This is a genomic window from Rhizobacter sp. P1_G5 (genome assembly GCF_056405435.1).
The window spans coordinates 1-3147 of sequence record NZ_JBFUCB010000672.1; the positions used below are offsets into that span (position 1 = coordinate 1).

Annotated in this window: 4 protein-coding genes; all 4 read right to left on the reverse strand. The window is 70.8% G+C overall.

All coding sequences use genetic code 11. The features are described from left to right. Positions 1 to 113: 113 nt before the first annotated feature. On the reverse strand, positions 114 to 728 hold the full coding sequence (locus AC1D12_RS29210; RefSeq protein ID WP_477844666.1) for a M48 family metalloprotease: 615 nt from the start codon (positions 726 to 728) through the stop codon (positions 114 to 116). A 155-nt stretch (positions 729 to 883) separates the two neighbouring features. Further along, entirely contained in the window at positions 884 to 1513 is a 630-nt protein-coding gene (locus AC1D12_RS29215; RefSeq protein WP_047502237.1) for a response regulator, read from the reverse strand. Beyond that, complete coding sequence (locus AC1D12_RS29220) at positions 1510 to 2883, reverse strand: HAMP domain-containing protein (protein ID WP_477844668.1); 1374 nt, start codon at positions 2881 to 2883, stop codon at positions 1510 to 1512. Before AC1D12_RS29220 ends, AC1D12_RS29215 begins: the two co-directional genes overlap by 4 nt. Continuing rightward, the coding region (locus tag AC1D12_RS29225; RefSeq protein WP_477844670.1) for an alpha/beta fold hydrolase at positions 2880 to 3147 on the reverse strand (268 nt) is incomplete at its 5' end. The genes AC1D12_RS29220 and AC1D12_RS29225, both read right to left, overlap by 4 nt.

Below are 3147 nucleotides of genomic sequence, written 5' to 3' on the forward strand. Positions count from 1 at the left end.
CTGCGGGGTCAGTCGGGGCGGCTCACCGCGGCGATGGGATCGTTCCGCGTCAATGCGTAGGCCCCTTCAGGGGCGACCGGCGTGGCAAAGGCGCGTGGGGTTGATCCCCAGGCCTATTGCGCGCGCAGTGCGGCCAGCCGTCGATGCGTGCCGGGGTGCGTCGCCGTGTCCTTCGTCACGCCGAGCCGCATGAAGGCCGAGATCACCGTGTCGCGCGGCACGCCCATCCCTTCCAGCGTGCGCAGCGCAAACGCATCGGCCTCGTACTCCTGCTGGTAGGCCAGGCCCGACGCCTCGCGCCCCAACCGGCCGGCGACCGGGTCGGTCTGGTCCGGGGTGACGCTGCCGGGCACCCATTTCTGGTACATCACGCCCATTTGCGCCCAGTGCGCCAGCGCCACATGACCCAATTCGTGCGCCAGCACGAACAGCCTGCCTTCCTCGGGCCAGTCGCCCAGCGATTCGTTGGCGATCACGACACGGCCGTGCAGCGTTTCAGCCACCACCTCGCCACGCACCACGCGCAACTCGGCAGCCCCCTCCAGCCCCAGCCGGCGCGCGAGCATCTCGAAGCTGTCGCGCAGCTTCTGCGCCCGTTCGCTCTCGACCGGCGCCGGCGACATGCGCTCCAGGCGCACGCTTTGCGAGCGCTCCAGCACCTGCGTGATGTCCTCGCCGTGCGCGACGCCCGCCGCCAGTGCAACCCCGATCAACAGCCAGCCCCGCATCGACGACTCTCCTGCCCGGACCCGAACTGCAGGCCCTTGTGAGCAATTACGGCGCAAGAAATGGGCCTGATTCAAGGGTTTACCCTTGATCCTCACGCGAATCGGGGGGACGCCGTGCCGCAGTGCACGGGCAAACGCGGTGCCATGTGTCCACTTCAAGCCTGGATCAGCCCCCAGTGCAGCGCCACCAGCGTCAGCTCGGACTGGTTGCCGGCACCGAGCTTCTGCTTCACGTGGTACAGGTGCGTGCCCACCGTGCTCGGCGACAGGTTCAGGTTGGCGGCGATCTGCGCCACGGTCAGGCCGCGCGCGAGCTGGATGAACACCGAGAACTCGCGTTCGCTGAGGGCTTCGGCCGGGTTCGTGTCGCCCTTCATCTGGGCCAGCGCCAGCACCTGGGCGGTCTGCGCGTCCACATAGGGGCGATGTTCGGCCACCGCGGTGACGGCCGCGATCAACGCTTCCGGCGCGCCGCGCTTGGTCAGGTAGCCGAGCGCGCCGGCCTGCATCACCCGCCGCGGGTGAGCAGTGTCCTCGTGCGCCGACAGCACCAGCACGCGGGCCTTCGGGTCCTGCGCCAGCAGCCGCCGCACGGCCTCGAGCCCACCCATGCCGGGCATCGACAGATCCATCACCACCACGTCGGGCTGGAGCTTCGGGTAATCGGCACACGCCTGTTCGCCGGTGTCGGCCTCGGCCACGACCTCGATGCCGGCATCGGCCAGCAGCATCCGAAAGCCCATGCGCACCAGCGCGTGGTCGTCGACGAGCATCACTCGGATCATGCGGGGGTCACCTCGGTGGGTTGCGGCGTGGGTGGGGGCAGGCGCACCGTCAGGCGCACGCCGCGCGGGGCGATGGACACGAGCTCGAAGCTGCCGCCCAGGCCCTGCACCCGTTCGGCCAGCCAGCGCAGGCCGTGGTGGCCCTTCTTGTCCGCCCAGTCGGGCGACAAGCCGACACCGTCATCGACGAGTTCGAGCAGGATGCCGTCGGCCGCAGCGCGCAGCCGCACGCCGACCCGCTGCGCCTGGCCATGGCGCAGCGCGTTCGTCAGGCCTTCCTGCGCGGCGCGGTACAGCGCGAGCGCCGCCTCGCTGCCGAGCTGCACGCCGTCCATCTCGGACTGCAGCTCGATCTGCACGCCGGGCTGGCTGCGGCGCGTGCGCTCGGCCAGGTCGGCCAGCGCCTCGGCGAGCCCGAAGTTGTCGAGCACCAGCGGCGCGAGGCGCGGGATGATGCCGTGCATCGCGTCGTACAGGCGCGACGACTCGTCGGCGATCAGGCGCGCCGCCTGCTCGGCCTGCGGATCGAGCGTGCGCATGCGCTGCGCGATCGACAGCGCCATGCTGCGCATCGCCGTCACCGACTGGCCCAGCTCGTCATGCAGCTCGCGCGCGATCAGGTGGCGCTCCTGTTCGATCTGGTGGTCGACCCAGCGCGTCAGCTCGCGGCTCTCCGACAGCTGCAGCTCGGCGCGCACCGCACGGCGCTCGGTCTCGATGTGGCCTTGCAGCATGCCGACCATGCGGTTGAAGGCCTTGCCGATGGTGCCGGCCTCGGCACCGGGCAGCGGCGGCAGCGACACATCGAAGCGGCCGCCTTCCAGCTGGTTCAGCGCCGCGACGATCTGGCCGAACGGCCGCAGCGTGCGCCCGACCAGCCAGTACACCAGCCCGTTGAGGACCACCAGCATCACGACGGCGCCGAACACCAGCGTGATGGCCTCGTCCCACGCGTCGAGCACGGCGCGCGATGCGTTCGCCTGCACCTTCAGCCGGCCGTCGGGCAGGTCCAGCGACTGCACGGCCGGCGGCGGCGCGACCAGCGCGTCGAACCAGTCGGGCGCATCGCGGCCCGGCTTGTAGGGCGACGGCGGCGAGGCATAGAGCACGGCGCCCTGCCGGTCGAGCAGCGTGATGTCGTTCGAGCGCACGCGGCCCATGCCCTGCAGGAAGGCCAGCACCGCCGGCGTGCCCTGGGCCGCGTAGCGCCACACGGTGCGGTTCAGGAACTGCGAGGCCACGCGGTTGGCGGCCACCACCTCCTCGTTCACCGACGCGCGCATGCTGCGCACTTCCAGGCCCATCAYCACGAACAGGAACAACAGCGTCAGCAGCCCGACGATCAGGTGGATCTTGAGCCGTAAGCTCATGACGGCCAGCCGTCCAGCGCCTCGACCATCGCGCGCACCATCGCCGGATGGGTCGGGTCGTGGCCGGCGCCCTCGATGAGGCGCAGGCGGCTGTGCGRCAGGCGCTGGTGCAGCGCGAGCGCGCCCTCGGGCCGGCAGATGCGGTCTTCGCTGCCGTGCAGCAGCAGCGTCGGCACGGCCGGCAGGCGATCGCAACGATCCAGCAGCGGCGGCTCATCGAGCCAGCAGCGGTGCAGCAGGTAGTGGCTCTGCACGCGGTAGCGG